The 7,365-nt window shown below is 61.5% G+C and carries 10 protein-coding genes; 6 read left to right on the top strand and 4 right to left on the bottom strand.

The annotated features are described in order from the left end of the window. From Q1J43_RS02780 to Q1J43_RS02755, 6 genes are all read left to right on the top strand, one after another. Positions 1–433 (top strand): DUF6701 domain-containing protein (locus tag Q1J43_RS02780; protein ID WP_301100814.1); only part of this gene is annotated, 433 nt, incomplete at its 5' end. A gap of 4 nt (positions 434–437) precedes the next feature. Next, positions 438–887, top strand: coding sequence for a type II secretion system protein (locus Q1J43_RS02775; protein WP_301100813.1), 450 nt, complete (start codon positions 438–440; stop codon positions 885–887). Next, positions 877–1,386 (top strand): prepilin-type N-terminal cleavage/methylation domain-containing protein, encoded by a 510-nt coding sequence (locus Q1J43_RS02770; RefSeq protein ID WP_301100811.1) that lies wholly within the window; start codon positions 877–879, stop codon positions 1,384–1,386. The genes Q1J43_RS02775 and Q1J43_RS02770 overlap by 11 nt, the downstream gene beginning before the upstream one ends. After that, positions 1,383–2,222 (top strand): type II secretion system protein, encoded by an 840-nt coding sequence (locus Q1J43_RS02765; protein WP_301100810.1) that lies wholly within the window; start codon positions 1,383–1,385, stop codon positions 2,220–2,222. Before Q1J43_RS02770 ends, Q1J43_RS02765 begins: the two co-directional genes overlap by 4 nt. Next, complete coding sequence (locus tag Q1J43_RS02760; protein ID WP_301100809.1) at positions 2,219–2,695, top strand: hypothetical protein; 477 nt, start codon at positions 2,219–2,221, stop codon at positions 2,693–2,695. Before Q1J43_RS02765 ends, Q1J43_RS02760 begins: the two co-directional genes overlap by 4 nt. 99 nt (positions 2,696–2,794) lie before the next feature. Continuing rightward, positions 2,795–3,853: a nucleotidyltransferase domain-containing protein gene (locus Q1J43_RS02755; RefSeq protein WP_301100808.1), complete on the top strand. Its 1,059-nt coding sequence runs from the start codon at positions 2,795–2,797 to the stop codon at positions 3,851–3,853. 49 nt (positions 3,854–3,902) lie between these two features. On the opposite strand, the gene uxaC is transcribed toward Q1J43_RS02755, so the two are convergent. The 4 genes from uxaC to Q1J43_RS02735 are packed head-to-tail and all read right to left on the bottom strand — an operon-like array spanning position 3,903 to position 7,322. Continuing rightward, positions 3,903–5,324, bottom strand: a complete 1,422-nt coding sequence (gene uxaC, locus Q1J43_RS02750; RefSeq protein WP_301100807.1) for a glucuronate isomerase — start codon at positions 5,322–5,324, stop codon at positions 3,903–3,905. Between the two features lie 28 nt (positions 5,325–5,352). Beyond that, positions 5,353–6,123 (bottom strand): 2-dehydro-3-deoxy-D-gluconate 5-dehydrogenase KduD, encoded by a 771-nt coding sequence (gene kduD / locus Q1J43_RS02745; RefSeq protein WP_301100806.1) that lies wholly within the window; start codon positions 6,121–6,123, stop codon positions 5,353–5,355. Between the two features lie 11 nt (positions 6,124–6,134). Then, complete coding sequence (gene kduI / locus Q1J43_RS02740; protein ID WP_366141826.1) at positions 6,135–6,965, bottom strand: 5-dehydro-4-deoxy-D-glucuronate isomerase; 831 nt, start codon at positions 6,963–6,965, stop codon at positions 6,135–6,137. An 18-nt stretch (positions 6,966–6,983) separates the two neighbouring features. Next, positions 6,984–7,322, bottom strand: a complete 339-nt coding sequence (locus tag Q1J43_RS02735) for a cupin domain-containing protein (RefSeq protein WP_301100804.1) — start codon at positions 7,320–7,322, stop codon at positions 6,984–6,986. Positions 7,323–7,365: the final 43 nt, after the last annotated feature.

The raw sequence follows: 7,365 nt of genomic DNA, 5'->3' as shown, positions 1-7,365 counted from the left end.
CAAATTCGGCTCGGAGAAGTCGGCGCTTGGCCTGCCAGTGCAAGCGCAGTACTGGAGCGGCAGTACCTGGGTGATCAACGATGGCGACAGTTGCACAACCGTGCCGGCCAATGCCTTCGCCCTGTCTGGCGGCATCGCCGCTAACACCAGCGCCGCGGCGCTCACCTTAGTCGCCGGCAATGGCACCGTGACGCTCGCCGCGCCCAGCCCGCAGGCCGTCGGCTACGTCGATGTGGCGGCCAACCTGGGCAGCAGCGGGGCCGATCAGTCGTGCCTGACCAGCCACGGCGGCACCGCCGCCAATCGCCCCTGGCTGCGCGCGCAGAACGGTGCGTGCGCAGCGACCTACGATCGCGACCCGTCGGCGCGCGCGACCTTCGGCATGCGCTCACCGGAGTCGAGAAAAATTATTCATGTGCGGGAAATATTCTGAGAGCATGATCAAAACCACGCAATCCGACGGTTTTACCCTGGTCGAACTGGTGACGGTTCTCGCCATTCTCGGCGTCCTCGCCGTGGTGGTCATCCCGCGCACCAGCGGTCTGAGTGATTACAGGGCGCTCGAGTTCCATGACAATGCGCTAGCCGCGCTACGGCACGGGCAAAAGTCGGCGACCAGCCACCGGCGGCTGGTCTGCGTCGCTTTCACGACAACCAGCGTCACGCTGACGATCGCCCGGGTCAATCCAGCGGCAGTTTGCAGTGACCCGCTGTTGCTGCCCGGCAGCGACAGCAACAGTGTTCTGAGCAACGATGTGGCCAACGCGCTCTTTGATGCGCTGCCGGCAGACTTCAACTTTCAGCCCGACGGCAGCGCCGCCGACCGCAGCCTGGCCGTTGCCGGACGCGCCATTACCGTCGTCGGGAGCACCGGCAATGTATATTAGGACGACCAGATTCCAGGCCGGCTTCACTCTGCTCGAACTGATCATCGCCATGGTGATCATCAGCGTCGGCGTCACCGGCGTATTGGCGGCACTGGACACCTCGGTCAAGGCGAGCGCCGACCCGCTGGTCAGCAAGCAGATGCTGGCGGTCGCCGAGGAGCTGCTCGAAGAGACGCTGCTCAGGCCCTACGCCGTTGTCGGCGTGGCGCCAGTTAACGCCCCGGCGAGCTGTGGCGGCTTCTCGCCGCCGGCACGCACGACCTTTGACGATGTTTCGGATTATCACAACTATGAAACGACGGGAATCTGCGACATCGACGGTGCCGCCGTTGCCGGCCTTGCCGCCTATGGCGTCAAGGTGACGGTGGTGGCAAACGGGGCAATCGCGACTGATCTCACCGGCCTGCCGGCGGGAGCGGTGAAAAAGATCACCGTGCTCGTTACCCACGGCAGCCAAAGCCTGAGCCTGATCGGCTGGCGTTCGGACTACGCCTCATGAAGACGCGCGGCTTCACGCTGGTTGAACTGGTGCTGGTGATTGGCATCACCGGGATTCTTGCCGCCGCGCTGACGGTCTTTCTCAAACCGGCAATCGACAGTTATTTCGACAGCCGTCGCCGTGCCGACCTCTCCGACATGGCAGACACCGCGCTACGCCGCATGCGCCAGGACATCGGTCAGGCCGTGCCCAACTCGGTGCGTTCGGTCTCCGCTTCCTGCTTCCAGTTGGTGCCGACGCTGATCGGTGGGCGCTACCGCATGGACTCGGACACTGTCAATGATACGCCGACACCCCTGCCCTGTACGCCGTCGGGCACCTGCAGCGCGCCGCTCGACGTAACGCAGGCGACTACCGTCTTCGACGTGCTCACGCCGCTGACGACGCTGCCAGCCGTAAACGACTGGGTGGTCATCGATAACCAGAATGCCGACGACGTCTACACCGGGACCAACCGCGGCCAAATCAGCGCACTAGGCACGCCGCGCGCGACCGACGGCCTGCACCGCCTGACCGTAAACAGCACCGCCTTCCCCAGTGGCTACGACGGCGGCAGTTTCGTTGTTGTTCCCAATGCTGCGCAAACGGTGTTTTACAGTTGTGTCGGCAATGTGCTCTACCGCACGGTCGCCACCTTCGCCGCCAACCAGGCCGCGACCTGCGCGCTCACCAGCGGTGCTGTGGTCGCCACCGACGTCGCGGCGTGCAGTTTTGTCTATGACTCAACCCACGGTGCCACCGAGCAAAGCGGCTTTGTCTGGATGCGCCTCGAACTGAGCCGCTCCGGCGAGAGCATCGCTCTGGCCCATGGCGTGCATGTGGATAATCTGCCGTGAATAATCACCGCCAGCACCAGAGGGGCTTTGCTGCCATCACCGCAATCGTCGTGCTGGTTATCTTGGCCACCCTCTCGGCGGCCATCGTCGCCATTAGTTCGACGCAGCATATCGGGGTGGCGCAGGATGTGCTGTCCGCCCGCGCCTGGCAGACAGCCCGGGCGGGCAACGAGTGGGGCTTGTATCAGGCGTTGAAAGGGCGCGACTGGGCCGGCGCGGCAACTACCTGCGATACGGCCTCGCGCACGGCAACGCTCAATCTCTCCACAGATACCGGTCTGTACGTCACGGTCTATTGCGATTCCTGGCTGTACAACGAGGGCGAATCGACGCCGGGAGTGGTACAGACAAAGCGCGTCTACCGCATCAGCTCAGTAGCCTGCCCGACGGCCACCGGTTGCCCGGCCAGCGACGCCAGCGTCGCTGCGATAGGCTATGTCGAACGCACGCGCACTGCCATGGCGGTTAACTGAGAGGCTTGGGTCCGAGCAGAGTTTCACCAGCGGCCACATTCGGTTATACTCGAATATGTATTTTTTGAGTATAACCGAATGCACATCCAGTCGCTTTCAATGACAGCTCAAACCGCTTTTTCGCAAGTGGTGGAGGTGACCTTGTCTGCGGAACACATGCGCTCGGTTGCCGACCTCCCCGGCGCCTTTGTTCCGAAATCAGTCAAAGGCCACAAATACTGGTATTACCAATACACCGAACCAGCCGGTGTTCGTCGGCAGATTTTTGTCGGCCCTGACAGTGACGCGGTGCAATCTTTGATGACCAAGGCGACGGAGCATGCCGCTGGCGCGTCATTGGGACCATTGGTACGATCCGCTGCGGTGTTGGGTTGTGCCGAAATTTTTCCGCGCCATTTTCGAGTGCTTCGCCGCCTTGCCGAATACGGATTTTTCAAAGCCGGTGGCGTTCTCGTCGGCACCCATGCCTTTGTGGCTTACGGGAATATGCTCGGGGTCCGCTGGGACGCCGCCGGTGCCGCGCGAACGCAGGATATTGACTTTGCTCACGCCGGAAAACGCATCTCATTGCTACTGGCTGCCAATTCTCAGGTCCAGACACACGAGGCGATTGAGTCGCTGGCGATGGGATTCCTGCCGATCGCTGGACTATCAGGAAAGACGGGGGGCGCGTATCTGATCCCCAGCGAGAAGGACTTCCGGCTTGATTTCCTGAGCACCGTGGGACGCTCGGGCAATGAGCCTTATGAGCACCCCGATCTGCACATCACGCTCCAACCACTACGATTCATGGAGTACTCTCTGGAAAACGTGCAACAGACTGCACTGCTTTCTGGTGCTAGCGCGACCATGGTCAATGTGCCGCATCCCGCACGTTACGCTTTGCACAAGCTTATCGTCTACGGCGAACGTGAAGGGGCGTTTCGGTCCAAGTCCAACAAGGATCTCGTGCAGGCCGGCTTATTGCTGGCGGCCCTGCAGGAGAGTCGCCCGTGGGAAGTGGACGAAGCCTGGGTAGACCTGCTTGCGCGCGGGGATGGATGGGTAAGGCGAGCGCAATATGGATTGGCCGCACTCTGCCAGCAGTTCCCCGAAGAGAAGTTTGGTGACTGGCTCAAAATTGGCAAGAAAAAAGCGAGCACCACAACGGGAAGTTGACCGGCCAAGGCGCCATTTTCTGGCGCTCTTGAAAGCAGTATGAGCGCCTTCAGTCCTCGACGCCCGGGATGGCGAAGTAGTTTTTCGCGTTGCGATAGCTAATGTCCTGCACCATGCCTCCGCAGGTCGCAAAATCGGCGGGGATTTCGCCGTTTTCCATCCAGCCGCCGATGAGCGCGCAGAGGATGCGGCGGAAGTACTCGTGGCGCGGGAAGGACAGGAAGCTGCGCGAGTCGGTGAGCATGCCGACGAAGCGCGAAAGCAGCCCGAGGTTGGCCAGACTGACCATCTGCCGGCGCATGCCTTCAATGTGGTCATTGAACCACCAGGCCGAGCCCATCTGCATCTTGCCGGGAACCGAGCCGTCCTGGAAACAGCCCATGAGCGTGCCGAGCACCTCAAGGTCGTTCGGGTTGAGCGAGTAGAGGATGGTCTTGGGCAGCATCCCGTCACGCTGCAGGGCGTCCATGAAAGCGCCGAGATTGCGCGCGATGGTGGCGTCGCTTGCCGCGTCGTAGCCGGTGTCCGGCCCCAGTTGCTTGAACATCGGCGTATTAAGGTTGCGGATGGCGGCCAGATGTAACTGCATCGCCCAGCCGCGTTTGGCGTTCATGCGTCCGACTTCAAGTAGCAGCGCGGTCTTGAAGGCTTCACTCTCCTCGGGAGCCGGCAGCGACCCGGTCAGCAGTTTGGCGAAAATGTTTTCCAGTATCTGCGCTGTAGCAAAGGTGGCGACCGGGGTGATCAGGGCGTGATCAGAGGCGCGGCAGCCCAGAGCGTGGAAGGCGGCATGCCGCTTGTCGAGTGCAGCCACCAGATCCTGATACGAGCCGATGGAAAGATCGGCGGCGGCGCCAAGCTTATCAAGATACGCTTTCCAGGCCACCGGATCGTCGATCGCCAGCGCTTTGTCGGGCCGGTAGCTGGGCGTCATCACCGGCTCGCCGGACTGGCGGGCGGCGGCGTAGGCGATATGATGTTCGAGCGTATCGGCCGGGTCGTCGGTGGTGCCGACGGCGCGCACTTTCATGCGCGTGAGCAGCGCCCGGGCACCAAACTCTGGCGTTACAATCTGCGCGTTGCAGGCGTCCCAGATCAGTGGCGCAGTTTTCTCGGAGAGCACTTCCTTGATCCCGAAATAGCGTTGCAGTTCGAGGTAGGTCCAGTGGTAGAGCGGATTGCCAACGATATAGGGAACCGTCTTGGCCCACGCCAGGAAGGTGCGATAGTCGGGTTCGTGGCCGGTAATATCGGCCTCGGCCACCCCGTTGGCGCGCATGACGCGCCACTTGTAGTGGTCGCCACCCAGCCAGGCCTGGGCGATGTTCTTGAAGCGCGAATCATTGGCGATGTCGGCCGGAGGCAAATGGCAGTGGTAATCGATGATCGGCATCGGCGCCGCATAGTCGTGAAACAGACGCTGCGAACTCGCGTTGGGGAGAAGGAAATCGGCATTCATGAACGGTTTCATCGGGGCACTCCATCCTGAATCGAGTGTGTCAGCGCGCCAGCCAGCCGCCATCGACGGCGATGGTATACCCATTGACATAATCCGACGCTGGCGAAGCCAAAAAGACCACGGCGCCGCCCAGATCCTCGGGAGCGCCCCAGCGTCCCGCCGGAATTCGCCCGACGATCTCGGCGTTGCGTTTTTCATCGGCGCGTAACTGGGTGGTGTTGTCGGTGGCCATGTAGCCGGGAGCGACGGCATTGACGCAGATGCCGTGCTTGGCCCACTCGTTGGCCATGAGCATGGTGATGCCCTTGATGCCGCTCTTCGAGGCGGTATAGGACGGAACGCGGACGCCCCCCTGGAAGGAAAGCATCGACGCGACATTGACGATCTTGCCGCCCGTCCCCTGGGCGATGAAGCGGCGGGCGACGGCCTGGCAGAGGAAGAAGGCCGACTTGAGATTGACGTTCATGACGTCGTCCCATTCCTTCTCGGTGAAGTCGACCGAATCATTGCGCGCGATGATGCCGGCATTATTGACCAGGATGTCGATGCGGCCAAAGGCATCAAACGCCGTCGTGACGATGCGCTCGATGGGTTTAATGCTGGAAAGATCGGCCTGCACGTGAACGTATTTGCGTCCCGCCGCCTGCACCGCCGCTTCGGTTTCCGGGGCGCTGGCGACGTAGGTCACGCCAACGATGTCGGCGCCGGCCTGGGCCAGAGCCACGGCCATGCCACGGCCCAGGCCGCGTTCTGACCCGGTGACAATGGCCACCTTTCCATCCAGCTTGAACGCGTCAAGAATCCCACTCATTTTTGTTTCCTTTATTTGAGGTCGTTGGGGCCGAGGCTGTCCATGTCGTCGAAAGTCTGGTTCTCGCCGGCCATGCCCCAGATGAACGAGTACGGACCTGAACCCACGCCGGAGTGAATCGACCACGACGGCGAGATCACGGCCTGTTCATTGGCCATCACGATATGCCGGGTTTCATCGGGCTGCCCGTGCAGATGGAAAATGCGCGTCTGATCCGACATACCAAAATAGAGGTAGACCTCCATGCGGCGTTCATGGGTGTGCGGAGGATAGGTATTCCACACACTGCCCGGTTCGAGAACGGTGACGCCCATGACCAGTTGGCAACTCTTGCAGACAGCCGGATGGACGTATTGATAGATGGTCCGCACATTGCAGGTTTCGGCGGCGCCGAGCTTCCTGGGGTTGGCATCGGCGCGCGTGATACGCACCGTCGGATAGCTGGCGTGGGCCGGGCTGCTCATCAGATAGAGCTTGGCTGGATGGGCCGGATCATCGCTGGCAAGGGTGACCGTCTTGGTGCCCATGCCGACGTACAGACCGTCGCCATTGGCCAGGGAATGGCTCTGGCCATCGACCAGCACGCTGCCTTTGCCGCCAAGATTAATGACGCCCAGTTCGCGGCGATCGAGGAAGTTCGGCGTGCCGAATGCCTTGCCGCCTTCCAGCGCAAGGGCTTGCGTGGTCGGCACGGCGCCGCCGAAGACAACCCGGTCCACATGGGTGTAGACCAGTTTTAGCTCACCCGTCACGAAGACCTGTTCGACAAGAAAATGGCGGCGGAGCGCCTGTGTGTCGTAACCCTTCACATCCTCCGGATGGTGCGCGTAACGTGTTTCCAGTTTCATGAGACCTCCGAATCAATTCTTGAGAAAGTCTGCACGCTGAGGCGTAAAGACGTCGAGCAGGCGGCCCTCGGCGACGCAAAGCGTGCCGTGCAGGGCAGAGGAAGGAATAAACAGCGAATCGCCAGTGCGTAGCGTCACGGCTTCACCCTCGATGGTAAAAATGAACTCCCCCGCAAGGCAGTAGCTGACCTGTTCGTGGACATGCCGGTGTTCGGCCCCGATGCCGCCCGCCGAAAAAAACACCTCGACCATCATCAGATCCCCACCGCGCGCGCGGATTTTTCGGCTGACCATGCCCGCTTCAATGGTCTCCAGGTCAAGGCCGGCGTCAGGAAAGAACAGGTCGCTCATCGCAGCTCCAGGCTAGGTTTCAATTTCATGGCCGTCCGTACCG

The organism is Propionivibrio sp. (assembly GCF_029255185.1).
GTDB lineage: Bacteria > Pseudomonadota > Gammaproteobacteria > Burkholderiales > Rhodocyclaceae > Propionivibrio.
Note: the sequence above shows the minus strand (reverse complement) of the source record. Positions and strands in the feature narration are given on the sequence as shown.